This window comes from Streptomyces sp. NPDC026673, assembly GCF_040638135.1.
Taxonomy (GTDB): Bacteria; Actinomycetota; Actinomycetes; order Streptomycetales; family Streptomycetaceae; genus Actinacidiphila.
Window position 1 is genome coordinate 83,998 of record NZ_JBEZXR010000025.1, and the last position, 23,380, is coordinate 107,377.

Sequence of the window (23,380 nt, forward strand, 5' to 3'; positions counted from 1 at the left end):
CCGCAACCATGACCATCCAGGACCTGATCAAGGGCGTCACCGTCAAGGACCTCACCACGTTCGCCCGTGCCATCCCCACCCCGGCGGACTTCCTGCTCACGCAGACGATCTTCCCCAAGGTGAAGGTCGCCGACGTGATGTGGCGGATCAAGAACCAGGGCCGCTACGTCAACGCGGCGAAGTACCGCAGCTACGACTCGTCCGTGCCGTTCGCGGACCGCCAGGCGTGGACGACCAGCACGCAGGGCATGCTGCCCGCCCTGGGGCAGAAGCTGCTCGTCGGCGAGATGGAGATCCTGCTGCAGGAGGCCTCCCGCGGGGCCGACCAGGACCGCCTGATCGAGCTGCTGTACGACGACGTCGAGCGGCACGTCGAGGCCGTTAACTCCCGCCTGGAGCTCGCGGCCGGTGACGTCCTCACCGACGGCAAGTTCTCCCTCGCAGCGGAGAACGGGCTGACCATGGACCTCGACTACCAGGTGCCGGCGGCGAACATGCCGACCGCGCCGGTCCTGTGGTCCGACCCGACCTCGGACCCGATCAAGGACGAGCTAGGGTGGCTGGACTACCTCGACTCCATCAGCGCACCGTTCCCCGAGCTGGTCCTCACCAGCCGCCGCGCCACCTCGTACCTGGGCAAGAACAACGCCTACCGGGCCGCATACTACGGGTCGGTGAACCCGTCGAACACGCCGACGGCGACGCTGACCCCGCAGCAGGTCAACGTGGTGCGCGGCAACTACAACCTGCCGCCGATCGAGCTGTACAAGGGGCAGGTGCGGGTCGACGGCGCCAACGTGCGGCCGCTACCCGACGACCGGTGGGTGATGGTGCCGCCGAACCGCACCCAGTGGGGCCAGACCATGTACGGCACCACGGCGGAGTCCCTGGTGCTGTCCCGCGGCTCCAACCCGGAGATCACTCGCCAGGACGCGCCTGGCCTGATCATCACCAAGGGCACGCAGGACGACCCGCCGCAGGTGTGGACCAAGGGCGCCGCCGTCGCCATGCCCGTGCTGTTCACGCCGGACTGCCACATCGTGGCGAAGGTGCTGTGATGCGGCGCCTGGCCGCGGCGGTGCACGTGGAGCACCCCGAGACGCACGAACTGCTGATCCTCCTGCCCGGCGAGGACATCGACCCGGTGGTGGCCGAGGTCATCACCAACCCGGACGCCTGGGTGGACTTCGAGGCGCCCACGATCGACGACCCGGCGCTGATCGGCGATGAGCCAGCCGCGCCGACGTTCAACGACCCCGACGCGACCACGAAGCGCGACCCGGCACCCCAGCCCGAGCCGCAGCCCGAGGCCGAGCCGGAGCCCACGGCCGAAGCCGTGGCCGAGCCGGAACCGGCGCCCGAGGCGAAGCCCCGGACCCGGACGCGCAAGCCGGTCGAGGAGAAGTAGCCCAGCCAGGCCCGGCCCGGCACCCGCTGCGGGGTGCCGGGCCGTGTCTCTACCCGGAAGGACCCGCCCGTGGACCCCGCAGTCCTGGCCTGGCTCCTGGCGCAGCTCGGCCCCGCCACCGACCAGAGCGACCTGCAGACCCGCTACACCCGCCTGGGCAGCGCCCGGGCTGTCGCCCTGGAAGTGCTGTCCGAGAGGCGTGCGAAGCTGCTGGCCGAGCCGCTGCAGCTCACCGTCAACGGTGTCGCCACCCTCGACCAGTCCAACAACCTCACCGGCCTGGAGCGGCAGATCGAAGCCGTGCAGGACGCGGCCGCCCCTGACGACCCGGCCAGCGGGGACACCCTGGTCATTGCCCCGCTGCAGCCCGCCCGCCGCCGGTACGTCGACCCCTGGTGCCGGTAGTGGCCTACGAGTTTCCGCCGCTGACGCCCGGCGACGCCGAAACCGTGGCGGCCAGGGTCGCCACGGTGCTGGAGGACGCCTGGCAGCGCCTGGCCGACGAGCAGGCCGCCGTCATCGCGGCGATCGGCGACAACGCCCGCTCCCGGGAGGTCGCCACCCGTCTCGCCCAGTTCCAGGCCGCCATCACCGACTTCCAGCAGCGCGTGGACAGCGAAGCGCGGGCGTTCGTGTCCGTGCAGCTGCCGCACCTGTACGAGGAGGGGGCGCGGGCCGCGGCGCGAGCAGTCGGCGGGCACTTCTCGTGGACGCTCATCCACCGCGAGGCCCTGCACTCGCTGGCCTCCGACTCCTACGCCGACTTCCTGCGCCGCTCACAGGAGGAGCAGCGCATGGCCGGCGCGTTCTACCGGGCTGTACGGGACGCCGCACGCCGCGAGGTGCCGCTGCTGGCCGCCGGCCACACCACGGCCCTGCAGGCCGCGAAGGCTCTGGCTGACCGCCTGGCCGCCGAGCATCAGCTGACGACGGTGATCTACCGCAACGGTGCGCGGATGCCGGTGCATGCGTGGGCGGAGGCTGCGACGCTCGCCAAGAGCGCGGTGGCCTACAACGCGGGCACCCTCAACCGGGCGCGGGAGGCCGGCGTGCAGTGGATGGAGGTCTTCGACGGCGCCAGGTGCGGCTGGACCAGCCACAAGGACCCCGACAAGGCCACAGGCACGCTCCGCACGATCGAGGACGCTGCGGCGTGGCCCATCTCCCACCCGAGGTGCACCAGGGCATTCGGGCCCCGCCCAGACCATGCGCCCGGCGCTAATCCGGCCTGCGAGCCGTCGAACAGTTGAGAGACGCCAGCGCCCCGCTCACCTTCGGCCACGGGGCGCTTCCGTGCGTTCGGGCGCCTGGTGCGTGGCGCTCGGGGGTGATACCGGAGCCGGCCAAGCCAGCCCAAAACAACGCAGCTGCAGCAGGCACGACGGCCCAGGTTCTCGACCGGTCGCGCGGCTGGTCCCTACAGCCTGCACTCACCGCACTCCAGGGCCGCCGGCCGTGCCAGGCGAACAGGTCGGGGTCGAGGACGCTGGCGCAGTCGGGGTCGAGGCCAGCGCGCAGCAGGGACTCCAGCAAATCGGCCATGCGGTACGCCGTAGCGAGGGTCTCGTCGTCTGCGCGGATCGCCGGCCGCCGGTGGTCCCCGGTGGCATACAACTAACACCCACCGGTTCCGGATGCGCGCCCCGTCGCTCGCGTGGACCTGATGGAACCTGCTGCCGTACTCCTCGGTCGCGGAGTAGAGGTGGACAGGCAGCGTGACCAAGCCAAAGGACACGTAGCTGGTCCAGATCGCGCGCATACCAGCAGCGTAGGAAGCCGGGGCGGTTCGGCGAGCGGTGAGTTACTCCGGCGTAGTGGTTTCCCAGGCCTGCCCGGGGCAAGACGCCCTACTGGAGCCATCGCCCACTCCGTCGCGGGGCTGGTGGCGGTGGCACCCCGCCCGTCGCGGAGCTGCGTCGAGGAGGTGCTCGGAAATGGTGCTTTTCCTGCTGCTTATCATCGCGGCGATCATCCTCGGGTTGATCGGCGCGGTTGCCCATGGTCTGTTCTATCTTTTGATCATCGGCATCGTGGTCCTCGTGCTCGACTTCGTCTACATCGTCGCGAGAGGGCGTCACAGGCGTCAAAGTCTGCTCCGCTAAGGCACCACCGCCCCCAACGGTTCAGCCGCTTTTTTCTGAGCCTGCTGAAACTCCCTCCGCCCTCGTCGAGCAGCCTGGCCGCCGCGAGTGTGCTGCGGACCTCGGCGGTCCGGAACTCGATCCACTCGCGAAGCAGCGCCACCCCACCGTCTGGGCCCTGCAGCACAACCTCGGCCCTGTGCGGGTTCGCCGGCGGGATGAAGTCTTCTGCAGAGTCGTGGCTCCACGCACCGTGCAGTCCCACACCTCAGGTCCACCGCCACGCCAGTCGAAAAGGTCGGCGTCGAGGCCGGCGCGGAGGAACTCCAGCAGGTCGGCCATCCGGTCCGCGGTGCCCAGGAGCTCGTTGTCGACGCGGACACCCGGCCGCCGGGTCTCCCCCGGTGCATCACAAATATGCGGTGTTCCATCCGGCCAGGATGCCCCTGGGGCGGTTGAGGCGCAGGGTGGAAGTGCGGCCTCGTCAAGCGGAACGAGATTCAGCCCTTCACGAGCGGGGCCGCCCAGGAACGCGGTCCCGTCGACCTCACCGCCCGAGCCCCGGCGGGGCCGCTCACGGACGCGGCCCCCGCCTGCCTTCCCTTGGCTCTGGTCAGGCGGGGGCCGCTCAGGCGCCCGTCTGGCCGTGCGGGGCAGAGCTGCGGCCGGGCGGGCCCGAGGACGCGGTCCCGTCGAACCTGCTGCACACAGACGGCGGTGCCGCTCCCCAAAGAGGCGGGCGCCCCCTGGCGGTCTTTTGCGCGCCATACCAGCCGGCCGTAACCCGTGTCCGGTGCCACCGCTGATGTCATGCTGGTGCTGCCTTCCTCGCCGAAGGTAGGCACCGGCCGGGTGGCGCAGACAGGACATTGAAGGGGCTTCTGACCAAGCTCCTATCAGGTCATGTTCCGCCCGGCCGGAGCCATGAGAACAGGTCCCGGCGGCCGGACAGAACAGCGCGAGGACAACCCAGCAGGGCGTCAGTCAGTGCCCGAGCCACAGCCACCAGGACCTGAGTATCAGCATCAATGTCAGTGCCCGGGGTTAGCATCCGCGCCATGGATGTTCCCGAATCACTCGCTGAGCTGCGGCGGCAGTACGACACAGCCCGGAAGGCACTCGACGCTCACCACCGGGCGACGAAGACCGCAGTCCTTGAGTGGTCAGAACAGCAGCGAGCCGAGAGCGTCGCGCTGCAGGCCAAATGGCAGGAGGTCGCGGCCGAGTTCCGGGCCGCGATCGAGGAGTCCGGCCTTGAAGCGAAGCATGGCTCGTTCGAGCTGGGAAGGGCCATCCGGAAGGCGGCGTACGGTGACGATTACGCTGGCGAGTAGCCAGCCGCTGCCTTTGCAGCGTGAGCGGCCCCGCCGTGGCGCCGGCGGAGCCGCGTATACGCCCGCCTGGTACTCACCGCGAAACCAGACGGGCTGCTTAGGGGCCGGCGGGGTCAAAAGGCTCCAGCCGACCCCGGAGCAGCCGTGAGGGACTGGTGGAAAGGTGTGGCCCCGCACATCCGTGGTGGTGAAGCGGTGGCCTTGGCCGCAGGTGCATTCGTAGATACCGCTGGCGGGGACGTTCTCGCCGGGGCGATACATGCGGGTCTGTGACCTCCTCGCCAGCCCTGGCCTGAAGGGCAGGCCCTTGGCCTACAAGGACGCTGATCACCGAGAGGGGGAGCCTCTCAGAGAGCCTCCTGCGAAGCGGGCGGCTCCGGCAGGTCGCCTTACCTCGCACAGATAGCCGAAACCCCCGCCGCGGGAAACTCTCACACCGCTAGAGGGGCGGTGATGCGCATGCGGCAGCGGTCGTCACGGCCCGCGGCGTCGACCTCCCGGACCAGACCTCGCGCTGTCCGAGTAAGAGCGTCCCCCCCGCCCTGCCGTGGCTGATGCTCCCCTGCCAGTTCGGCTGCACCCCCTGGCAGATCGCGTCCCCGTGGGCACGCTCAAGCGCGCAGGCGGGGGAGGACTTCTGCACGGTAGAAGTCGAAGAACTGCTCTTGGTCAGGGCCGATCTGGTTCACGTAGACCTCGTCGAATCCAGCCTGGGAGTATGAGCTGACGGCTTCGAAGTGGTCGTCGGCGTCGTTGCCGCAGACGATGGTGTCGGCGATCATTTCCTCGGTGATGAGGGTGGCGGCCTGTTCGAAGTGCTCGGGGGTAGGGAGGATCTGGGCGAGCTCGCCCGGTAGCTGCTCGTTGGGCCACAGCCGGTGCACGGTTTTCACCGCGCGCGCCCGGTCGGTGTCCCAGCAAACCTTCAGTCCGCCGATGACCGGCTTGCTGCCACCTCCGGCTCGCCGAAACTGTTCCACCAGCGTCGTGTCGGGTTTCATGGTGACGAAGCCGTCTCCGATGCGGCCGGCCAGCGCCGCCGCCTCGGGACCGAAGCCGGAGATGTACAGCGGTGCTGGTTGCGTGGGAACGGTGTAGAGCCGGGCATTCTGCACGGTGTAGTGGGTGCCGTGGTGGGTGACCCGCTCCCCCGTGGAGAGTTTCCTGATGACCTGGACGGCCTCTTCGAGCATCTGCAGGCGCTCCGCGGCCTCAGGCCAGGCGTCTCCGAGAATGTGCTCGTTGAGTGCCTCACCGCTTCCCAGCCCGAAGCGGAATCGGCCATTGGTGAGCACGGCCGCTGTTGCGGCGGCCTGGGCGTTGATCGCCGGGTGCATACGGACCGTGGGGCAGGTGACCAAGGTGGTGACTGGCAGCGATGTCACCTGGGACAGTGCTCCGATCATGGACCATACAAACGGGCTTTCGCCCTGCTCGTCGTTCCATGGGTGGAAGTGGTCGGAGATGGCCAGTGCCTCGAACCCGGCCTGCTCGGCCATGCGCGCCTGTTCGATCAGTTCGGCGGGTGCGAACTCTTCCGAGGACAGGAAGTATCCGTAGACGGTCATGGAGTTCCTTCCAACAAGTTGGTGATCAGACGGAGAGCGGGCCGCCTGGACCTTCGTCGATGCCTCGCGACAGATCTGCGGGAACCATCGGCCCACCGGGTTCGGCATCCATCTGCGTCACGTTCCCGGTCCTCTCCGATTTCCTCACAGCGCGTCTCTTCGCGCGCAGCGCAAGCTGCCATCAGAGTGGAGCGGCCCTGGGCGCGGAGCAGGCACTTCGCCCAGTGCGCTGGCACGCGCGACGTCCTCGTGCGAGCCGTTGGCGCCTCCCTGCCGTCGGATTCGTCCGAAGCAACGGCCACCCCTCAAGACCTCCGCTTTCGGAAGGCGCGTTGCGGAAGCCGTCGTCAGCGGGTTTGGTCCTCGCCGGAGCGTAGCTGCCGCAGTCTGGAGGTGAGCAGCTGGATTACCAGAGTCCGGCCCCGGTGCCCGCTCCCGTACCGCAATACCGCTGTCGCTACGTCCTTGCCTAGCTCGCCGCCGTGTCCCTCCACTGCGATTCGCGGCAGGTGCCGCACACCGCCGTACGGCAACGAGGCTGAAGCTCGCAGGTGCCCGGTGTGCTCCGCAGCTCGCCACCTTGGCGATCTACTGCAAATCAGGCCCGCGTGCAGAGGTCGCCGCCGGGCGCTACCTCGACCTGGGGCAGTCGGGGGACCTCACGGCCTTGCTCAAGCCACTGCCGCACCACGGCGTTGTAGATGGGGGAGGAAGCCGACAGCCAGTACGCCCCGGCAAGTTCAGCAAAGCTTGTGATGGGTGGCGTCGACGTACCGGCGGTGTCTTCCATGCCCGCCCAACGATCGGTACATGTGCACGGTCGTGGTGAACGGCGTCATCGCGTATTGACGTGGGCATCCACGCGGTCGGACCTGCACCTCAAAAGTCAGATGCGGGTCGTCCAGCGAGACGGTGACCGAGTGGACACCGGCGCGCCGCAGAAGATCATCATGGCTATCCTGACGCGATCCGCGTCGTGGGCAGATAGGTCAGTGCGCGGAGATGTGTACCAACCCACATTTTGGAGTTGCGGTTCCGCCCGCTCCCACCCGGGTGGGGCCGCTTGGGATGGCTCGGCGGCCCTCATCTCCTGCGGCGGTGCGCGGTGGGGGCCGTCGCTTCAAAGTTCCGACATGACCCGCGCCGCGGCTTTGTCGCTAGCGTGTCCTTCGAGGGCGGCCCACTCTGCGACATCGAAGGGCCACCGCTTGTCGGCATAGGCGATGACGACGTGACGGCCGTCCTGGCGGACGGAGTGTTGGGCGTCGCCGGGCCCGTCGCCAGCGGCCACGACGGCCGCAGCCGAGGAGGCGTTGCGGCACTTCAGGCGAGTCTTCGGCATGGTCAGCGTCCCTGCTTCGCAAGTCGGCGTGTCGGAAGGTGCCATTCCGGGAGCCTAGCCGCTGCGGCAGCCCACCTCTTCGCGTATCACGCATTCGGCGCAAAATTGCTGTCACCGGCCCGGAGCATCAGTGAGAGCGCCTTGCTGCCCTGGATTGCACGCTGTCGGTATGCACGCGATTTGGACCGGGTATATCTCGTTCGGCCTGGTCACCCTGCCCATCCACCTCTACTCGGCGGCTGAGGAGCACGGCACGGGTTTCCATCAGGTTCATGCGCGCGACGGTTCCAGGGTCAGGCACCGCCGGGTTTGTGAGAGCGAAGACGTCGAGGTACCGCAGTCGGAGATCGCGCGCGGCCTGGAGCGGCCTGACGGCCGCACCGTCGTGCTCCTTGATGAGGATCTGGCCGGGCTTCCCCTCCCGACGAAGCGGACGGTCGAGGTCCTGGGTTTCATCGACGAGGGCGATGTCGACCCGGTGCTCTACTCCCGCCCGTATTGGGTCGGCGCAGCTGGCGAGCAGGGGCAGCGGCCGTATGCGCTGCTGGTGGAGGCCCTGGCGCGACACGGGAGGGTCGCCGTCGCGAAAGTCACCTTGCGCACCCGTGAACGGCTGGCGGTGCTCAGGCCACGGCACGGGATGCTCGTGCTCCACACCCTGCTGTGGCCCGAGGAGATTCGTGAGCCGGATGACCTGTCCTCGTCGGCACCGGTGACGGACCGAGAGCTGGAGCTTGCGGAGCTGCTGATGGACCTGCTTGCCGGGGTAGAGATCGCCGACCTGCACGACGAGTACGCGGCCGCACTGGAGCAGCTCGTGGTCGCGAAGATGACGGGCGGCGAAGTCGAAGTGCCGGAAGAGCCGGTGCTGGCAGTGGATCTGATGGCGGCACTGGAAGCCAGCATCCGGGAGGCCGAAAACCGCTGATTGCCCCGCTAGACGAGTAGTTCCGAAGTTCGGCTGCCGGGAAAGGGTGAGGGTGTCCAAGATCCGTTTGTGACGACAGACCTGAACACCCTCTTGACCGCACTGTACGTGAAGATCGACGACGGGATCGGAGGAACTCGATGTACGGGCCGACCGCCCCGGCTGAGCGACTCCGAGCTCGTCTGCCTCGCGGTCGCCCAGGCCCTGCTGGGCTTCCACTCCGAAGCCCGCTGGCTGCGGTTCGCTCGCGCCCAGCTGACCTGCATGTTCCCCTACCTGCCACAGCGGCCCGGCTACAACAAGCGCCTGCGCTCGGCATTACCGCTGGTCAAGCGAGTCATTCGGGAACTCGCCACCGACACCGCATTCTGGTTCGACAACGTGTGGATCACCGATTCCACCCCCGTGGAATGCGGCCGCTCCCGGCCCACGGTCCAACGCTCCGATCTGGCCGGCTGGGCCGCCTACGGATTCTGCCGCTCGCACAGCCGCTGGTACTGGGGACTGCGACTGTTCCTGATCTGCACCCCGGCCGGAATGCCCATCACCTGGGCCCTGGCCAGCCCGAAAATCGACGAACGCGAGGTCCTGGCCGCGATGCTCGACCGCGAGCCGCATCTGGCCACCGACCGACCGGGCCTGCTGCTGATCGCGGACAAAGGCTTCGCGTCCAAGGAGTTCGAAGCCGAACTGGCAACGCGCGGCGTCACACTCCTGAGGCCATCGTTCAAACGGGAGAAGACCCGACCGGGCGAACCGCTGCTGAAGTCGGTCCGCCAGCTCATCGAGTCGGTCAACGACACCCTCAAGGGGCAGCTCGGCCTGGAACAGCACGGCGGCCGCACCTTCGAGGGCGTGGCGGTCCGCGTCGCCCAACGAATCCTGGCGATGGCAGCAGCCATCTGGCACAACCACCACATCAACGCACCCACCACCAGGTCACTGATCGCCTTCGACCACTGACCACATCGGAACTACTCGTCTAGGGAAGAAAACTGCTGCCTGGGGCTCCGCGTTCGGTGGAGTGCGTGGAGGCACCGCCCGGCACTCACCGCGTAACCGGGCGGGCCTGCTGGGGGGTCTACGGGCTGCTCTCCGCATGAGGTTCCAGAGGACCCCGTAGCACTCCTGGGGGACCGGGGTACGCCGGGCGGGGCCTCACTGCCTGCTTGCGGTTACCCGAATATCACTATGACGCCGTTGCCGTATCCGGGGCCGTATCCATAGCCATAACCAGGTCCGTACCCGAATCCGGGTCCGTATCCATAGCCGCCGTATCCGTATCCGCCGTAGCCGCAGCCGTAACCCCAGCAGCCGCCGTGATCGACGACGGACTGGGTGGCGGTCTGCTGTGGCGCGGCGGCGGCCGTGCCGACCCCGACGAACGTAAGAATAGGTGCCGCGAGGGCGGCGGCTGCGACCCGGCGGGCGGTGATGCTGTTGATGTGCATGGTCGTTCCTAAGGGTGGCGGTCCCGCCACGGCAGGCGGGTCAGCGTTTGACGGGGCCGCGTCTGAGGCCCGCCTGATCGCTTGCCTTGGCCCCGCACAGCCAGGCGGGCACTTTGGTTGTCTTACGGGCTCCGCTCTGCGAGGGCGGGCAACAGCAGGTTCCAGCCGACTCCGAAACACTCGCGGGGGACCGGCGGGAAGATGTGGCCTTGCACGTCCGTGCGGGTGAAGCGGTGGCCCTGGCTGCAGGTGCATTCATAGAGGCCGCTGGCGGGGACCTTCTCGCCGGGGCGATCCATGTGACCTCCCCGCCGGCCGGGGCCTAAGTGGAGCAGGTCCCGGCCTGCAAGGCGTGACCGCCGAGAGGCGGAGCCTCTCGGGGAACCGCCCGGTCGGGGGGCGAAACGGGCGGCTCCGCCAGGTCGCCTAACCTGCCCCGCGACAATGAAACCTGCGTGTCCGTGATCCCTATGTTGCGTCCAGCTCGGGCGGCGCGACGATGCGCATGCGGCAGCGGACCAGGCCGTCGGGCAGGTCGATCAGGGAGCTACTCCCCTCCTTAGCTCGGGCTTCGATCCAGGCGCGGCCTGGTCGACGGGGCCGGTGAGGGCCACGTCGACGTCATCGTCGGGGGGAAGGTCGCCTTCGACGGTGCTCATGGGATGTGAACGATCGGCCGGGGCGGGCCGGGCTGGGCTCGTGGCCACTCGAAGGCAGAGCCAAGGGAAGGCAGGCGGAGTCGCGTCCGTAAGCGCCCGCCGAAGCTCGGGGGTGAGGTCGGCGCGGCCCCGGGCGGCCCCGCCCTGAGGGCTGAATCTCGTTCCGCTTGGTCGAGGCCGCTCTTCGACGCTGCGCCTCAACCGCCCCAGAGGCATCCTGGCGACATGGAGCACCGCATAGTTGTGATGCCACTCGGGGACACAGGCGGCCGGGTGGTCCGCGCGGACGGCGAGATCCTCGGCACCGCGTACCGCATGGCTGACCTGCTGGAGTTCCTGCGCCGCGCCGGCCTCGACCCCGACTCGGTCAGCGTCCTCGACCCCGACCTCTTTGACTGGCGAGGCGGCGGCCCCGACGTGTGGCCGTGAGCCGCCGCGGTAGGCGAGCACCAGTCTCACAGTCAGTGGTAGCGGCGTTTCGCGCTGACGTTGCCGCCCACTGCTACGGCCACGCGGCGCCTGGCGGGCCAATCTTCGCCGTGCCGCGTTTCGGGGCCCGCCCTACCGGTCCCTGGTATTGGCTACCGGACTGGGCGGCGGTGACGGGCCTGCTGCGGAGCGGCAGTGACCGAGTCGGCCCCGACGAGCGGCAGGATGGGTAGTGCAGTGAGGGCGACGGCCGCGAACGGGTGGACGGGCGGGCGGTGATCGTGCTGATGCGCGTTGTCGTTCCAAAGGGCGACAGTCCCGCCGCGGCAGGCACGAGTGTTTGGCGGGACTACCTCGTGGGCCGCCTGGCCGCTGCCTCGGCCCCGCACAGCCAGGCGGGCGTTCAGAGGGCTTACGGACTCCGCTCCGCGTGGGCGGGGGCCAAAAGGTTCCAGCCGACCCCGGAGCACTCCTGGGGGACGGGCGGGAAGGTGTGGCCGTGTACGTCCGTGCTGGTGAAGCGGTGACCGTTGCCGCAGGTGCACTCGTATATGCCGCTGACCGGGACTTTCTCGCCCGGGCGATGCATACGAACTGTCTCGTCCATCAAGTCCTCCTTGCCGAGGGGGAGGCACCTTCGGGGGAGCCGTCGAGCGAGCAGGAAAGGGCTGCGGCGGGTCCGCCCGGTCGCCTTACCTGCCGGGAGTCGCCGAAACCCTCGGCGCCCGCAATCCTCAAGGTGCGTCTGACCTCGGCAGGCGCGAGATGCGCGCATACGGCACCAGGCGAGGATCTGCTGCTACGCGAGCCCGCCCGGCTGGGGCCCGGGCCTCGTGGATACGTCACACGACCAGTCGGGCGGACGTTTCGGTGGCCCCGCCTCAAATCAGGGAAGGACGTCAGCGAGGCCGCAGTTCAATGGTGCGCCTGCTCCGCGCAATCCGCGAGGCCCTCACCGCACAGCCTGCGCCGGTAAGGGCCCCTTCTTCCGGGGCGATCCTGCGGCCGTGTGGAGGCACGTCGTGCGGGATCGCATTTCCAAGGATGCGCGCTTTGGATCGCTGCCGCGCGCTGGCAAATGCGGGCAGGTCCTGCCTTTCGCACATCAGGAGCGTGGCCCTCGGCCAGGGGACGCTTGGGGGAGGACATCCCTTGGGCGTTGTGCCCAGCCTTCGCGGGCCTGCACAGGGCTGCAAGCTGATAGTCGCAAGTAAGTAACGGGCGACCCTGCCCTGCGACGACTCCCGCGCGGACAGGGCCGCGCTACCAGCATGCGACTGCTGATGGCTGACGTCACGCTTGCCTCATGAACTGCCGAGTGATCGTGTACCCACCGACGGGAAGTGGTGGACGCCGCGTGCGGTGCGACGGGAAAATTCTTGGCCTCGCATACGCTCCGCGCGAGCTGCTCACACTGGTACGCCGGGCTGGGCTTCCTCTGCGGATATCTGACTTGTACAGCGGCGAGGTTGTCGAGTGGCGCGGGGTCGGCCCGACGATGTGGTGACGCCGCTGGCTCCTGCTCTGCTCTCGCCGTTCGATACCCCGCGCAGACAAACGGATAGCTGCGAGCGGGGCGGTAACGCGGCCCCGCCCGTGTGCGCGCGACGGAGGCCAGGACGGGGCCGCGGGCTCAGGATGCGCGTCGTGCCGCGCATCGAGCACCCTGGACAGCGCGAGTCGGATGGTCGTCCGCGATCGACGACAGGGCCGGCGCGGTGAAGGTCCCTCGGAGTGGCGCTGACGTGGCCCTTCGGCGCGTCGGCCCGTGGGTAGCGCCACCGGGCATAGGCTCGCGTCGTTGTCTGTGGCAGCCTCTGCGGACACGGCCCAGGGCCCCGCTGGCGACACGGGGCCCTTCTTCGTACGCTGAGCGGTGTCGCCGCAAGGTCACCGTTGGCGAAGCGTTGTGACGGTGCGGCACTGTGCGGCACTCCACAGGCATGCGGCGGGTCGCCTCGAAGGGCCACCCGCCGCGCTTTGCCTCATCTCGGGCGTGTTCCGCCCAACCTGGGACGCTCACTCAGGCGGCCACAGTGACCTCGGCGCGCGCATGTCGATAACCGACACCCCCTCCGCCCCGCCCGAGCTGCAAAGGCGACGTGCCCCGTCGCGGCAGGCAGGTCAGCGTTCGAGGGGACCGCATCTGCGCCCGCCTGGCCGCAGCGTGGACCGGGACAACCAGGCGGGCAGCCTGAAGGGTTGGCGCGAGCAGGGGCGCCTCAGGCCGCGACCTTCTCCTGGACCTTGTCCTTGAGGTGGTGAATGTCGCTCTCCTGGAGTGTGCCGTCCGCTTGCTCGTATTGGCTGAGCGCGAGGCCAAGGCCGAAGAACGTGGGGGCCCACTCGCCGACATAGATTCCCCAGCGGTCGGCGCGCGCCAGGCCTACGCCTGGCTCTGCCGTGAGGCTCGTGGCCCAGGCGGCGATGGACAGGCCGATTGACGCCATGCCGGCCAGGTACGCGTGCTCGCTGCGTATGCCCATGCCGTGCATCTTCTGGATGATCATGACGGGCTCCTTGGACGGGAAAGCCGACTTCCCCCTGTAGCCCGGCTTGCCCTTAGTTGTCACGATAAACCCGCTCTGCGTGCCCAATTGCAGTGACGGAGCCGGACCATCACTTCGCCCATTTACTGCACCGGATGACTGCTTCGGGTAGGCCTCGCGCTGGCTACTCATCGTTCGGGCTCGCGTGACAGCGGGGGCAGGGCATGACATCGGACATGCGGAAGGCGATCTCGACCTCGCGCGCGCTGAGCCAGCCGCCGGCTGCGTCCGGGCAGTCTCCGCGATGAATAACCGAGTGGAGCCTCCCCTCTTTTGGTACGTGCTGGAGGCGGAAGCGACTGGAAGAAGGGTGCCTGCGTTCTCCTGGTGCAGGTGCGGCAGGCTCGGCCGCCTTGGTCGCCCGGATCTTGGCGTCGACAGCGTCAATCTGTAGCTGCAGGTAGAGGCGGATTACACGCAGCCGTTCCAGATCTGAAGGCAGAGTGCCCACATCAGCGAGCCTACTTGCTTGCTTTCCAGCCTGGGGCCAGTCGCCCGCGGGCCGGCTGTTTGTCCGGTGCTGTCACCTGGCGTTCCTCTAGGTGTTGGACGTTCCGTACTGCATACGCGAGTGACGGCCCGCGGTATCCCGGAGCCCAGCTATAAGGAGCTGCTGACGCTGCTCGGCGACGTCACGCCGGTGGTCCAGCCGCTTCAGCCGACTGCTGCTCTTGCCGTCGTTGCCCGGCGCCCGAGCTATGGATTTCAGGCGCGGGCTCTCGGGGCTATCGCCCTGTCCTTGCAGATCGGAGTCCGGCCCTCACTGGGCGGCAGCAGCCACGGTTCCGGGTCCCGGCCGCGGTGGCGTCCGTGTCGTACCTGGCGCCTACCGGGCGGGAAGGACCTCCCTGGACCCTCTCCCGGCGCGGGACCTGTAAGGCGCAGGCCGCGACCCTCGAGTACGGGATGCACACCATCGGCCAGGTGGCGCGCGTGCCGGTCGAAACTCTGCAGCGGATCCTCGAGGCATAGATCTTCGAGTCCCTTACCACCTGGTTAACCGGCGCCGTAGCCGCGGCACGTCTTGGTCAGCTGGTGGGGTTTCCTCCGGTAGGTCGTTTGCTGCTGCGTCGCTGGTCGTCGCTTTCCTGGCGCAGCTGCTCGGCATGCCGAGTGAGAGCGTCGACGCGCGCGGCGACCTCTGGATGCCGGGGCTGCAGGTGGTCGCGGGTGGCTTCGAGGGGTGCCATGAGCCGTGCCGCGTCGTCGTGGGCGAGGGCTGCGTCGATGTCGGCGATAGCTGAGCGGGCTCCGGGCGGGAGGTCAGTCAGCCCTGTGACGTGAGCGGCCAGCCGACGCAGGTCAGCCGCGTTGTCGCGGGCCCAGGCTGTGACCGTGCGGTCGGCGGCGCGGCGGTCCCGGGTTGCTTTCACGCGCGCCTCACCCGTGCTGCCTGCTGCTCCCGGCTGGAGACGTAGGTAGCGGCGTTCGGCGGCCTGACGACTGGCGACCCCGAGCGGACTGGCCAGGTCGGCCCAGCTCGCGCCGGCGGCTCGGGCGGTTTCGATCAGCCCCCTCTCCCAGCCGGCGAGCTGCTCGCGCACTTCCCGCAGCAGCATGAGCGAGGCGAGAGCCTGACCCGCGTCATCGTTGGGTGCCAGTCCGGTGTCGACGGAACGGGCATCGCGCAAGGCGCGGTCGATGGCACCGAGAGCAGCTGCTGCGGCTATGAGTGATACGCCGCCGTTGTCCTCGGCATCCATCGGTGCGGGGAGCTCGGAGGCCTCCATCGGAAACCGCTCCTTCCGTCATCCATTCGATGACTCAGGGTTTGTCATCACTTGGATGACATGCTACAACGGAAGCAGGTGAAGCGCATTGGCAGTCACTGCCCGAACGCTTGGAGGTGTTTCACGATGTTGATGCGCACCGACCCCTTCCGTGAGCTGGACCGGCTGACCCAGCAAATGCTGGGAACGTCCGGCACCTGGTCGAGGCCCCAGGCGATGCCGATGGACGCCTTCCGCGAGGGCGACCGTTACGTGATCGCCCTCGACATGCCCGGCGTGACCCCGGACGCGATTGACATCGACGTCGAGCGCAACATGCTCACGGTCAAGGCCGAGCGCCGCCCGGTCGCCAAGGCCGACGACGTGCAGATGGAGCTGTCCGAACGGCCGCTCGGTGTCTTCTCTCGGCAGCTCGTGCTCGCCGACACCCTGGACACCGAGCACATCGAGGCCGACTACGACGCGGGTGTCCTGACCCTGCGCATCCCGATCGCCGAGCGGGCCAAGCCCCGCAAGATCTCGATCACGTCCACCGGAGACCGCAGGCAGATCAGCGGCTGAACCCTGAGCCGGGCCAGACAGAACCCGGCATGCAGGCGGCGGAGGACGGACACCGATCCCCCCTCGGCTCCGCCCTCCGCCTCACCCAAGGGGGCATCGTGGCCATGCGTACTGAGGCGTTCCTGGCACGCGTCCAGGAACGCGGCGAATACCCCACTCCGCAGGAAGCGGACCGGGCGGCCCGCGTCGTACTGGGACTACTCGGCGCCCACGTGGTCGGCGAGGAACGCGCCGAACTCGCCGCCCGCCTGCCGGAGACCTACGCGCTCATCCTGCTCAACCCGCTCCAGGCCGTCGAGCCGCTGGACGCCGAACGGTTTGTGCGAGCAACCGCCACCTGGATCGACGGCGCGAGCGAACAGACCGCCCGGTGGGACGTCGGCGCGGTCCTCAGCGTTGCCGCCGACGAGGCAGGACCGGACCTGTTGCGACGGCTTCTGCTGCAGTTGCCGCCCGGGTACGACCTGCTGTTCGGCCACCTTGAACCGGCCTGACCATCACCACGAGGGGCGAGCACTCTCTGCTCCCACCCCACAGCTCGAGAAAGGCACTCCGATGCCCGCGCACAACCAAGCGACCCCCCACGCCGAGGCGATGACGTTCGATGCGATGGTCGAGCACGTCCGCTACGAAGGCGCCTACCCGACCTACGACCGGGCCGAGCAGGCCATTCGTGAGGTGCTGGCCGGCCTCGGCCGGCAGCTCATCGGCGACGAACGCGTTGCCCTCGCCGCCAGGCTTCCCGTCGAAGCCGCATTTGAACTCACCGCCCAGGTTCCTCGCACGGAACCGCTCACCGGCTTCGGCTTCGTCAGCGACCTGGCCAGCCGCACCGGCGGAACACCTGCTACCGCACGCTGGGACGCCGGGACCGTGTTCGCGGTGCTCGCGCGCATGGTCGGGGAGGACCTGGTCGGCAGTGTCCTTGCGCAGCTGCCCAGTGGGTACAGCCTGCTCTTCGGCCGTGCAGAGTTGGCGCCAGCTGGGTAGTCCGGGCGACCTGCTCACGTGGTTCACGCCCTGGTGCTCCCCTATCACAGCGACGGCGCGCAAATATCTCCAGTGAACAAGTGGTCGATGCAGTCGAGCGGCCTCGGCTCTAGCTAGGCGCGCAGGTGCCTGCTGACGTCGCCCACCAGGTGGATGCGGACCCGGCGTTCCGTGAAGCGCCACTGACGGTTCCGGCGCTCGAAACGGTCGTTGTAGCGCCCCGCGGCCACGGGCTGCAGCGGGAAGTCGGGTAGGGACTGGAACACCGTGACCTAGGAACGCGCAGCAGCGGTCCCTGTATCCTCGTCTACGTCGACGGCAGTGTTGGTCGTGACGTGATGGGTGCGAGGCGTGCCGTCCTCGTAGAGGATCATGTTGTCTCGGAGCATCTTCTCCACACCCGCATCCCGGCCCTGGACCGGCGCGCCGCTGCCGATGAACACGGCGTCGGCAAACAGCTCACCGACGCCGGCGAGATCTCCGGTGTCGACCAGCTCGGCGTACTTGGCGATCAGGTTGGAAATGGCAACAGCGTCTGCGGTCGCCTCTACATGTCCAAAAGTACAACAGTGTTCGTCAGACGTGCCTAGGGGCCGCGCTCCGGGAGCACCATCACATGTGTGACCGCGCGTGTGCGGCTCCTCCTTGGGACCCCATGCGCATCTCCTAGGGTCCTCACGGGCGATGTACATTGCGGCCTCTTTGGCGCTGGCGGCACCACACCAGTGCCCGCGTCCTCGGCGGAAGTCACCGCCGTCGTGCCGGGCCTATTCACGGACCGCCAGCAGGGCGCGGGAGGAACCAACCTGACGATCCACCGGCTCACCTTCGCCGTCGGGAGTCGCCATGCTCGTCGAGCGACGGTGGGCACCGGCGGGCGCCCGTGTGCGATCGCCCTGTCGCTGAGGTCACCCGCCCGTGCCCAGTCTTCCGGTTTCCCTTAGGGACCCGCGCCCGGCGCGAGTCAACTATTCGACGAGGACGCGGCGGGCCCGATGTCGCCCTTCTCCGCGAGCTCCGTCAGGAAATCGTGGCAGCGCGCGGCACGCTCGGAGTCCTCGCGCATCACGTCTTGGAAGAAGTCCGCGATCTCGGTCTCTCCGGCGTTCTTGGCGTCCCGGACGTACTGGCCGTAGTCGTGTCCTGCCTTTAGTGAGTGGTACTGGACCGATACCAGGTCGTACGCGACGTCCTTGAATCCTGTCTCACCTGTCGCCATGGTTTCCCTCCGTTTATCGTGCGAACGTCCCACGCCTGCCCATGCGAAAACGGGGCAAACGGTGCGATCTCAGAAAGGCGTTACCGAACCTCGGCCGCCCAGGTCTCACCCACTCTGGCCTGTACTGAAGTAGGGCTGCAGCGTCGGCGGAGGTTGGCTGCCGTCAAGTTTCCGACGAATTATGGGGGCCTTCGGGACACGACGACTGGGGATGGCCCTTCGAGTACGCGCATTCCTATGCAAAGCGTAGCGACGCGACCGCGCTTACGTCCCTTGAGTGCGACGGACACACTCAGCCACCATTTCGCGGAGGCTCCCGGTCCACTCGGCCAGCACCTCGCGCTGGATACGGGCTCCGGTCCCGGTTTTCAACAGCTCGGCGAGAGCGTATTGGGCGGGGATGAGATCACCGTTGTCTTCCAGGGCGTTGCGTACGTGGTCGAGCATGGCATGGACCACGGTCTCCGCCGGGGCGGGTTCCATGGTGGCGGGATGGATCAGCTGCCCGTCCAGGCCCTCTCGTGCCGCCCTCCACGCGGACAGCCGTAGCAGCGCCACATTACAGTCGGCAGGCGGCTCTCCCGCTCGCCATTCGCGGGCAGCCGTCTCGGCCAGGGCGCGCACCATCGTCGCAATGAGGGCGGAGACTGCGGGATCCAGACAGACGTCAGCGACCCTGACCTCCACGGTGGGATAGGTACGGGAGAGACGCGCGTCGAAATAGATCATGCCCTCGTCCCGGAGAGCGCCGGTGGCCACCATGGTCCTGACCAACTGGTGGTACTGCGCCGCCGAGCCGAACACCTCCACCGGACCCGAAGAGGGCCATCGCCCCCATACCCGGTTGCGGTAACTGGCGTATCCGCTGTCCCGCCCCTGCCAGAAGGGCGAATTGGCGCTCATCGCGAGCAGTACGGCGAGCCACTGCCGGATCCGGTCAAGGATCGCCACACCTTCCTCGTCAGACTCCACCGACACATGGACGTGACACCCGCACGTCAGCTGCTCGTCGGCAGTTAGCCCATACCGCTTTCGCATCCACAGGTACCGTGCCCCCGTGCTCAGGGTCGGGCTCACCGGCAGAGGTGACGTCGCCAGCGCGGCTACCGTGGCCCCTACTTTTGCGGCGTGGCGGGCGGCCTCAGCCCGCCATCGGACGATCTCGTCGGCCAGGTCCTGCATCCGCGTCTGTGGGCGAGTGGCGAACTCCACTTGCTGTCGCTGCAGTTCCGCCTCGAACACCTTGGCCGGAGTAGCGGAGTCGCGCCGAGCCGAATGAAGCACCGCGGACGACAGTGCACGCGGCTGGTCGGAATCGGCATCGAGCAACAGGAGCTCTTCCTCTACTCCCACGCTGCGCACAACCGTCACCCCACCACCAGGGAGTCGTCGTGGGGGCGGGCGCCCGGCAGGTGGAGACGGGCGGCGAGCAGGGCCGCGTCGACGTCGCTGGTGCCGGTGGCCACGCAGAGGGTGTACGCGACGTCATCGAGCCGCCGGCGAACCTCGGGGTCCTGGGCGTTGAGCAGGCTGAGGGTCTGGTAGCGGTCGACCAGGTCGTCCAGGACGGCGGGGTGGGCCATCAGCATGGCGTCTCCTCCAGCAGCTACTCGAAGGTGGTCGTTGATCCACCGTCTTCCCGGTAGGTGGCGGCGCATGCCGTTCCTCAGGGCAGCGGCGTGCCGCCCGTGGCGTTGACGACCTCCGCGGTTATGTAGCTGGCGCGCTGGGAGGCGAGGAAGACGTAGGCCGGGGCCATCTCGGCCGGCTGGGCGGGTCGGCCGAGCGGGGACTGCTTGCCGAACTCGGTGGTGTCCGGGAGGGTCGCCGGGATGAGCGGCGTCCACACCGGTCCCGGGGCCACCGCGTTGACGCGTACCCCCTTGGAGGCGACCATCTGTGCCAGTCCCTGGGTGAAGTTGACGATCGCCGCCTTCGTCATCGCGTAGTCCAGGAGATGGGGGCTGGGCTTGTAGGCCTGCACGGAGCTGGTGTTGATGATCGAGCCGCCAGCGGGGAGGTACTCCAGGGCCATCTTCGACAGCCAGAACATCGCGTACAGGTTGGTCTTGAGCACCCGGTCAAACTGCTCCGTGTCGATGGCGCCGATCCCGTCCGGCTGTGACATCTGGTACGCGGCGTTGTTGACCAGGATGTCGAGCCGTCCGAACTGCGCGAGCGCCAGGTCGACCACCTCGCGGCACTGGTCCTCCTCGCGGATGTCGCAGGACAGGGCGACGCCCTTTCGTCCGGCGTCCACGATGAGTGCGACGGTGCTGTCCGCGTCTGCCCTCTCCTCGGGCAGGTGCGTGATGAGCACGTCCGCGCCTTCGCGGGCAAACGCGAGCGCAACGGCCCGACCGATCCCGGAATCGCCACCGGTGATCACGGCAGCCTTGCCCTCCAGCAGGCCACTGCCCTCGTAGGAGGTCTCGCCGTGGTCGGGGGGCGGGTCCATCGGCCCCGTCGGATGCGGCTGGTCCTGGGCGGGGAAGTCCGGCTGGGGATGGCGGCTGACCGGGTCCTCGTTGCGGGAGGTCATGCGGGTTCCTCCGTCACTTCTCAATCAAGTCTTGAGATAGCGTCGACGGCCACGAAGAACGGCCTTGCAGGGCACTCATGACGCGCTGAACGTGGAGCCGCGCAACGACGAGCGACCCTCGCGCCACGCTTCCAGCAGATTGCTCTCCAGGCGCTGGTCCAGCAGCCCAGTGGCGCGGATCCCGAACACGACATCCGACGTGAGGCAGGGCTCGTGCGCGATCAGATCACCGACGACGTCGCGGCGCATGACCTGCTCGTGCACGGCATCAGCCTCTATGTGCTCACTGTAGAAATGCCGACACGCGGGGTGGCCCCCTCCAAGCCGGTCGATGGCCTGTACAAGCCGGCGGGCGCTTGGGGCGGTCGTGATCTCTCCTGCGGCAAAGTGCCCGACGAGCGCGCCGCGGAGGCGGCGGTGCAGACCCAGGTGGGACATCAGGTTCACCGTGGCCAACGTGACTGCCGGGACATCGTTCACATACCGCCCGTATGTCGGGTCGAGGTCAGCGTCGCGCATGAGCTCGGCGAAGAGTTGCGCGTGGATGCGCTCGCCGCGTCCCGCACCGAATTCGTCGTACTCGACGGCGACCAGCGCGGCCTTTGCCTGGCCGGTCAACCGCGGGATGACCCATGCCTGCGGATCCGCCTCCTTGAGTTGATACACCGACCGGTGAACGAAGTACTCGCGTACCTCCTCCCAGGTCCCTTCGTCGCGAAGGTGGTGCGACACGCTGTCGGCATCCGTGGGCTCTGTCAGTAGTGCGTCCAGCTCTGCATAGAGCGCCGACGAGTCGTCGGCTCCGCTGGTGTCCGCGCGCAACGCAGCTTCGAAGACGTCCTCGATAGCAGCACGAAGCCGCAGCAGCTCTGGATTCCACTCCCAGACAGGATCGACCCCCGCGAATCCGCGGTAATGCAGCTCGTAGCAGGCGTGCAGCGTGAGCTGAAGGTCTTCGCCGTACGGATCAGCCTGCTCCAGCTCCTCACCGAGATCGGGTAGCCGACCTTTCGACGGGCTGGCAGCCAGCGCGCCCAGGATCGCTGCGGAAACTGGTCCACGCGCGGCAGGAAGCGCAGGTTCTTGCCTGAGGTCGGGGGCAACGGTCATGAGGATCACGTTTCCCTCCTCATCGGGACACCGATGCTCCTGCCCGAGAGCGAGTGCCTCATGCCGAAGGAGATCAGACCCCCGGTACGCCGCAGCGGGTGAGGGCCGTGGGATGCAGCGTCTCCGGCGACGCGGAGTCATTGGTGTCCCGCACATTGGGCCGTGGCCGGTTCTGGCGTAGAGGCCGTGGGTGCTTCAGCAACTTCTCCGGCCCGGGCATGGCGACCGTGACCTTCCGTGTAGGGGGTAAGCGTCGCGCCACTGGTCGTTGCACAGAATGACGCGGGGAGGCGGTCTATGTCCTCGGCGCTGACGTGCAAAGCTCAACGAAACCAGCCTGGCCTGATGAGGGGCCCCGCGCTACTGAGCGGTCGCACTAAGTGGCCAGCGGTGGGTATTGGCCGCAGCCCAGGCGCTGGCCTGCACCGCAGGCGACGTCCTAGCCGACCGCGACGTCACCGCCCCAGCCTGGGCGGAGCATCGGCGCCGAGATGGCTGACATATGGGGGCGTGCCCGTAGCGGGATCGGGAAGCCGTCCCGGAGAGGATCGTCCGAACCGGAAGGGAGCCATGTGATGGGACACGGCGGAAATGTCATCGCAGAACTCACAGCGGACCACCGCGAGGTCGAGGAGTACTTCGCCCGTCTGCGGGCCCTGCCCGCGGGCGATAAGGAACGCCGGAACGTGCTCGACGAGGTGACCATCGAACTGGTGCGGCACTCGGTGGCCGAGGAGATGTACCTGTACCCGGCCGTCCGGGAGCACCTGCCCGGCGGGGACGCCCTCGCCGACAAAGAGATCGAGGAACACGCCGAGGTCGAGCAGGTCCTCAAGGACTTGGAGGACGTCGATATCGACGACGCCCGCTTCGACCAGCTGGTGGGCAAACTGGTCACCGACGTCACCAAGCACGTCCAGGAGGAAGAGCAGCAGCTCTTCCCGAGCCTGGCGCAGGCCTGCTCGCCCGAGCAGCTCAATGACCTCGGGGACAAGGTCCGCAAGGCCAAGAAGGTCGCACCGACCCGGCCGCACCCCAGCGCCCCTGACACTCCGCCCGGCAACAAGCTCCTTGCGCCGGGCACCGGACTGGTCGATCGGGCCCGCGACTTTGTCACCGGCCGCGGTCGCTCCTGACGCGAGCCAGCCTCCCTGGGGCGCTCAGGCGGGATGCGCGCCGGAGCGCCCCAGGTCTTTGCGGTCTCGTTAGCGCGGTGGATCGTGGGCGCATCGGCTTTGCCGTGGCTGGTGGCCTGGCGATCCGGGCACACGATGGGCGCCCTGGATCAACGGGGCGACATTACCGATACGGGCTTACCCCGCGCGGGCGGCCATGCCGATGGCGCCGAAGGCGCCAAGCCGGAGCCCTAGCGATCAACCCTTTTAGAGGGCTCGGCAGTAGGCGGGTGTGGAGTTGATGGCAGGCACCCGGAAGTAGAGCAGGCACGAGCCAAAGTGATCATGGAGTTCTCTACGCTCA

Annotated in this window: 26 protein-coding genes; 13 read left to right on the plus strand and 13 right to left on the minus strand. The window is 68.1% G+C overall.

Going from position 1 to position 23,380, the window contains the following annotated elements; genetic code table 11:
* Positions 1 to 8: 8 nt before the first annotated feature.
* The 6 genes from AB0F62_RS19160 (at position 9) to AB0F62_RS19185 (ending at position 4,823) form a co-directional block, all read left to right on the plus strand.
* Positions 9 to 1,058, plus strand: a complete 1,050-nt coding sequence (locus AB0F62_RS19160) for a major capsid protein (protein WP_361799889.1) — start codon at positions 9 to 11, stop codon at positions 1,056 to 1,058.
* The gene (locus AB0F62_RS19165) at positions 1,058 to 1,408 is read left to right on the plus strand and encodes a hypothetical protein (RefSeq protein WP_361799892.1); all 351 of its coding nucleotides are present in this window, start codon (positions 1,058 to 1,060) and stop codon (positions 1,406 to 1,408) included. Before AB0F62_RS19160 ends, AB0F62_RS19165 begins: the two co-directional genes overlap by 1 nt.
* A gap of 69 nt (positions 1,409 to 1,477) precedes the next feature.
* Positions 1,478 to 1,813: a hypothetical protein gene (locus tag AB0F62_RS19170; RefSeq protein WP_361799895.1), complete on the plus strand. Its 336-nt coding sequence runs from the start codon at positions 1,478 to 1,480 to the stop codon at positions 1,811 to 1,813.
* Complete coding sequence (locus tag AB0F62_RS19175; protein ID WP_361799898.1) at positions 1,813 to 2,658, plus strand: hypothetical protein; 846 nt, start codon at positions 1,813 to 1,815, stop codon at positions 2,656 to 2,658. The genes AB0F62_RS19170 and AB0F62_RS19175 overlap by 1 nt, the downstream gene beginning before the upstream one ends.
* Positions 2,659 to 3,342: 684 nt before the next feature.
* Complete coding sequence (locus AB0F62_RS19180; RefSeq protein WP_018562898.1) at positions 3,343 to 3,510, plus strand: hypothetical protein; 168 nt, start codon at positions 3,343 to 3,345, stop codon at positions 3,508 to 3,510.
* A gap of 1,037 nt (positions 3,511 to 4,547) precedes the next feature.
* Positions 4,548 to 4,823: a hypothetical protein gene (locus AB0F62_RS19185; protein WP_361799901.1), complete on the plus strand. Its 276-nt coding sequence runs from the start codon at positions 4,548 to 4,550 to the stop codon at positions 4,821 to 4,823.
* A gap of 611 nt (positions 4,824 to 5,434) precedes the next feature.
* On the opposite strand, the gene AB0F62_RS19190 is transcribed toward AB0F62_RS19185, so the two are convergent.
* Together AB0F62_RS19190 and AB0F62_RS19195 are read right to left on the minus strand one after the other, a co-directional pair.
* The gene (locus tag AB0F62_RS19190; protein WP_361799904.1) at positions 5,435 to 6,391 is read right to left on the minus strand and encodes a TIGR03557 family F420-dependent LLM class oxidoreductase; all 957 of its coding nucleotides are present in this window, start codon (positions 6,389 to 6,391) and stop codon (positions 5,435 to 5,437) included.
* Positions 6,392 to 7,511: 1,120 nt separating this feature from the next.
* Positions 7,512 to 7,778 carry a hypothetical protein gene (locus AB0F62_RS19195; protein WP_361799907.1) on the minus strand — a complete coding sequence of 89 codons (267 nt, stop codon included), beginning with the start codon at positions 7,776 to 7,778 and terminating at the stop codon, positions 7,512 to 7,514.
* Positions 7,779 to 7,902: 124 nt separating this feature from the next.
* On the opposite strand from AB0F62_RS19195, the gene AB0F62_RS19200 reads away from it, so the two are divergent.
* Together AB0F62_RS19200 and AB0F62_RS19205 are read left to right on the plus strand one after the other, a co-directional pair.
* Positions 7,903 to 8,661, plus strand: coding sequence for a Ku protein (locus AB0F62_RS19200; protein WP_361799910.1), 759 nt, complete (start codon positions 7,903 to 7,905; stop codon positions 8,659 to 8,661).
* A 69-nt stretch (positions 8,662 to 8,730) separates the two neighbouring features.
* Positions 8,731 to 9,624: an IS982 family transposase gene (locus tag AB0F62_RS19205; RefSeq protein WP_361799913.1), complete on the plus strand. Its 894-nt coding sequence runs from the start codon at positions 8,731 to 8,733 to the stop codon at positions 9,622 to 9,624.
* 212 nt (positions 9,625 to 9,836) lie between these two features.
* Here the strand turns inward: AB0F62_RS19205 and AB0F62_RS19210 are convergent, their stop codons facing one another.
* Positions 9,837 to 10,112: a hypothetical protein gene (locus AB0F62_RS19210; protein ID WP_361799916.1), complete on the minus strand. Its 276-nt coding sequence runs from the start codon at positions 10,110 to 10,112 to the stop codon at positions 9,837 to 9,839.
* An 884-nt stretch (positions 10,113 to 10,996) separates the two neighbouring features.
* On the opposite strand from AB0F62_RS19210, the gene AB0F62_RS19215 reads away from it, so the two are divergent.
* A complete protein-coding gene (locus AB0F62_RS19215; RefSeq protein WP_361799919.1) occupies positions 10,997 to 11,200 on the plus strand; it encodes a hypothetical protein in 204 nt (67 codons plus the stop codon).
* A 412-nt stretch (positions 11,201 to 11,612) separates the two neighbouring features.
* Here AB0F62_RS19215 and AB0F62_RS19220 read toward each other — a convergent pair whose 3' ends face one another.
* The 3 genes from AB0F62_RS19220 to AB0F62_RS19230 all read right to left on the minus strand — a co-directional run bounded on the left by AB0F62_RS19220 (position 11,613) and on the right by AB0F62_RS19230 (position 15,479).
* A complete protein-coding gene (locus AB0F62_RS19220; protein WP_361799921.1) occupies positions 11,613 to 11,807 on the minus strand; it encodes a hypothetical protein in 195 nt (64 codons plus the stop codon).
* Positions 11,808 to 13,422: 1,615 nt separating this feature from the next.
* Entirely contained in the window at positions 13,423 to 13,710 is a 288-nt protein-coding gene (locus AB0F62_RS19225; protein WP_361799924.1) for a hypothetical protein, read from the minus strand.
* Between the two features lie 1,067 nt (positions 13,711 to 14,777).
* Complete coding sequence (locus AB0F62_RS19230) at positions 14,778 to 15,479, minus strand: HSP18 transcriptional regulator (protein WP_361799927.1); 702 nt, start codon at positions 15,477 to 15,479, stop codon at positions 14,778 to 14,780.
* A 126-nt stretch (positions 15,480 to 15,605) separates the two neighbouring features.
* On the opposite strand from AB0F62_RS19230, the gene AB0F62_RS19235 reads away from it, so the two are divergent.
* From AB0F62_RS19235 to AB0F62_RS19245, 3 genes are all read left to right on the plus strand, one after another.
* Positions 15,606 to 16,040 (plus strand): Hsp20/alpha crystallin family protein, encoded by a 435-nt coding sequence (locus AB0F62_RS19235; protein ID WP_361799930.1) that lies wholly within the window; start codon positions 15,606 to 15,608, stop codon positions 16,038 to 16,040.
* A gap of 98 nt (positions 16,041 to 16,138) precedes the next feature.
* Positions 16,139 to 16,534 carry a DUF2267 domain-containing protein gene (locus tag AB0F62_RS19240; protein WP_361799933.1) on the plus strand — a complete coding sequence of 132 codons (396 nt, stop codon included), beginning with the start codon at positions 16,139 to 16,141 and terminating at the stop codon, positions 16,532 to 16,534.
* 61 nt (positions 16,535 to 16,595) lie between these two features.
* Positions 16,596 to 17,030 (plus strand): DUF2267 domain-containing protein, encoded by a 435-nt coding sequence (locus tag AB0F62_RS19245; protein ID WP_361799935.1) that lies wholly within the window; start codon positions 16,596 to 16,598, stop codon positions 17,028 to 17,030.
* 113 nt (positions 17,031 to 17,143) lie between these two features.
* Here AB0F62_RS19245 and AB0F62_RS19250 read toward each other — a convergent pair whose 3' ends face one another.
* The 7 genes from AB0F62_RS19250 to AB0F62_RS19280 form a co-directional block, all read right to left on the minus strand.
* Positions 17,144 to 17,296, minus strand: coding sequence for a hypothetical protein (locus AB0F62_RS19250; protein ID WP_361799938.1), 153 nt, complete (start codon positions 17,294 to 17,296; stop codon positions 17,144 to 17,146).
* A 6-nt stretch (positions 17,297 to 17,302) separates the two neighbouring features.
* Positions 17,303 to 17,722, minus strand: coding sequence for a nuclear transport factor 2 family protein (locus tag AB0F62_RS19255; RefSeq protein WP_361799941.1), 420 nt, complete (start codon positions 17,720 to 17,722; stop codon positions 17,303 to 17,305).
* A 272-nt stretch (positions 17,723 to 17,994) separates the two neighbouring features.
* Positions 17,995 to 18,249 (minus strand): acyl carrier protein, encoded by a 255-nt coding sequence (locus AB0F62_RS19260; protein WP_361799944.1) that lies wholly within the window; start codon positions 18,247 to 18,249, stop codon positions 17,995 to 17,997.
* 264 nt (positions 18,250 to 18,513) lie between these two features.
* Positions 18,514 to 19,611 carry a glutamate--cysteine ligase gene (locus AB0F62_RS19265; RefSeq protein ID WP_361799947.1) on the minus strand — a complete coding sequence of 366 codons (1,098 nt, stop codon included), beginning with the start codon at positions 19,609 to 19,611 and terminating at the stop codon, positions 18,514 to 18,516.
* A gap of 5 nt (positions 19,612 to 19,616) precedes the next feature.
* The gene (locus tag AB0F62_RS19270) at positions 19,617 to 19,838 is read right to left on the minus strand and encodes a DUF5133 domain-containing protein (RefSeq protein WP_361799950.1); all 222 of its coding nucleotides are present in this window, start codon (positions 19,836 to 19,838) and stop codon (positions 19,617 to 19,619) included.
* Positions 19,839 to 19,915: 77 nt separating this feature from the next.
* On the minus strand, positions 19,916 to 20,791 hold the full coding sequence (locus AB0F62_RS19275; RefSeq protein WP_361799953.1) for an SDR family oxidoreductase: 876 nt from the start codon (positions 20,789 to 20,791) through the stop codon (positions 19,916 to 19,918).
* Positions 20,792 to 20,866: 75 nt separating this feature from the next.
* A complete protein-coding gene (locus AB0F62_RS19280) occupies positions 20,867 to 21,901 on the minus strand; it encodes an iron-containing redox enzyme family protein (RefSeq protein WP_361799968.1) in 1,035 nt (344 codons plus the stop codon).
* 575 nt (positions 21,902 to 22,476) lie between these two features.
* Here AB0F62_RS19280 and AB0F62_RS19285 point away from each other — a divergent pair.
* Entirely contained in the window at positions 22,477 to 23,037 is a 561-nt protein-coding gene (locus tag AB0F62_RS19285; protein ID WP_361799956.1) for a hemerythrin domain-containing protein, read from the plus strand.
* Positions 23,038 to 23,380 lie beyond the last annotated feature (343 nt).

Bases quoted from the DNA above. Each gene is read 5' to 3' on its own strand.
- AB0F62_RS19285 (WP_361799956.1), top strand. From the start codon at position 22,477: ATGGGACACGGCGGAAATGTCATCGCAGAACTCACAGCGGACCACCGC.
- AB0F62_RS19275 (WP_361799953.1), bottom strand. From the start codon at position 20,791: ATGACCTCCCGCAACGAGGACCCGGTCAGCCGCCATCCCCAGCCGGAC.
- AB0F62_RS19165 (WP_361799892.1), top strand. From the start codon at position 1,058: ATGCGGCGCCTGGCCGCGGCGGTGCACGTGGAGCACCCCGAGACGCAC.
- AB0F62_RS19185 (WP_361799901.1), top strand. From the start codon at position 4,548: ATGGATGTTCCCGAATCACTCGCTGAGCTGCGGCGGCAGTACGACACA.
- AB0F62_RS19190 (WP_361799904.1), bottom strand. From the start codon at position 6,391: ATGACCGTCTACGGATACTTCCTGTCCTCGGAAGAGTTCGCACCCGCC.
- AB0F62_RS19245 (WP_361799935.1), top strand. From the start codon at position 16,596: ATGCCCGCGCACAACCAAGCGACCCCCCACGCCGAGGCGATGACGTTC.
- AB0F62_RS19255 (WP_361799941.1), bottom strand. From the start codon at position 17,722: ATGTACATCGCCCGTGAGGACCCTAGGAGATGCGCATGGGGTCCCAAG.
- AB0F62_RS19270 (WP_361799950.1), bottom strand. From the start codon at position 19,838: ATGCTGATGGCCCACCCCGCCGTCCTGGACGACCTGGTCGACCGCTAC.
- AB0F62_RS19195 (WP_361799907.1), bottom strand. From the start codon at position 7,778: ATGGCACCTTCCGACACGCCGACTTGCGAAGCAGGGACGCTGACCATG.
- AB0F62_RS19280 (WP_361799968.1), bottom strand. From the start codon at position 21,901: ATGACCGTTGCCCCCGACCTCAGGCAAGAACCTGCGCTTCCTGCCGCG.
- AB0F62_RS19235 (WP_361799930.1), top strand. From the start codon at position 15,606: ATGTTGATGCGCACCGACCCCTTCCGTGAGCTGGACCGGCTGACCCAG.
- AB0F62_RS19200 (WP_361799910.1), top strand. From the start codon at position 7,903: ATGCACGCGATTTGGACCGGGTATATCTCGTTCGGCCTGGTCACCCTG.
- AB0F62_RS19180 (WP_018562898.1), top strand. From the start codon at position 3,343: ATGGTGCTTTTCCTGCTGCTTATCATCGCGGCGATCATCCTCGGGTTG.
- AB0F62_RS19225 (WP_361799924.1), bottom strand. From the start codon at position 13,710: ATGATCATCCAGAAGATGCACGGCATGGGCATACGCAGCGAGCACGCG.
- AB0F62_RS19220 (WP_361799921.1), bottom strand. From the start codon at position 11,807: ATGGACGAGACAGTTCGTATGCATCGCCCGGGCGAGAAAGTCCCGGTC.
- AB0F62_RS19260 (WP_361799944.1), bottom strand. From the start codon at position 18,249: ATGGCGACAGGTGAGACAGGATTCAAGGACGTCGCGTACGACCTGGTA.
- AB0F62_RS19230 (WP_361799927.1), bottom strand. From the start codon at position 15,479: ATGGAGGCCTCCGAGCTCCCCGCACCGATGGATGCCGAGGACAACGGC.
- AB0F62_RS19215 (WP_361799919.1), top strand. From the start codon at position 10,997: ATGGAGCACCGCATAGTTGTGATGCCACTCGGGGACACAGGCGGCCGG.
- AB0F62_RS19210 (WP_361799916.1), bottom strand. From the start codon at position 10,112: ATGCACATCAACAGCATCACCGCCCGCCGGGTCGCAGCCGCCGCCCTC.
- AB0F62_RS19160 (WP_361799889.1), top strand. From the start codon at position 9: ATGACCATCCAGGACCTGATCAAGGGCGTCACCGTCAAGGACCTCACC.